The organism is Streptomyces deserti, from assembly GCF_054782695.1.
The window spans coordinates 1-608 of record NZ_BAAGRZ010000130.1 but is presented as its reverse complement, the minus strand read 5'-3'; the positions used below and the strand labels follow the sequence as shown (position 1 = coordinate 608).

At 68.4% G+C, this 608-nt stretch carries 1 protein-coding gene; it reads left to right on the top strand.

Going from position 1 to position 608, the window contains the following annotated elements:
• Positions 1-584: IS982 family transposase (locus ACYVMZ_RS39410; protein ID WP_461088142.1), on the top strand; the 584-nt coding region annotated here is incomplete at its 5' end.
• Positions 585-608: the final 24 nt, after the last annotated feature.

The following is a 608-nucleotide window of genomic DNA, read 5'->3' as shown; positions in this document are numbered from 1 at the left end:
TGTGGATCGTGGACTCCACCCCTGTGGAGTGCGCCCGCTCCCGGGAGACCGTCAAGCGCTCCGACCTGGCCGGCTGGGCGAACTACGGCTACTGCCGCTCCCACTCCCGCTTCTACTGGGGCCTGAAGCTGCACCTGGTGTGCACCCCGGCCGGGCTGCCCGTCACCTGGGCCCTGGCCGACCCCAAGATCGACGAACGGCAGGTGCTGGCCGCCCTGATCGACGACGAGCCGCATCTGGCGGCCGCCCGGCCGGGCCTGCTGATCCTGGCAGACAAGGGCTACATCGCCGCCGACCTCGATCGTTTCCTCGCCGCGCGCGACATCAGCCTGCTGCGGCCCTCCTACCGCAACCGCGGCACCCCACGGCCAGGAGAGTCCCTGCTCAAGACGGTGCGACAGCTGATCGAGTCGGTCAACGACACTCTCAAGGGCCAGCTCGACCTCGAACAGCACGGCGGGCGCACCATCGAAGGCGTCGGTGTCCGGGTGGCCCAGCGGATCCTGGCGATGACCTGCGCGATCTGGCACAACCGCACCATCGGCGCACCCATCACCAGGTCACTGATCGCCTACGACCACTGAGCCACATCGGAACTACTCGTCTAG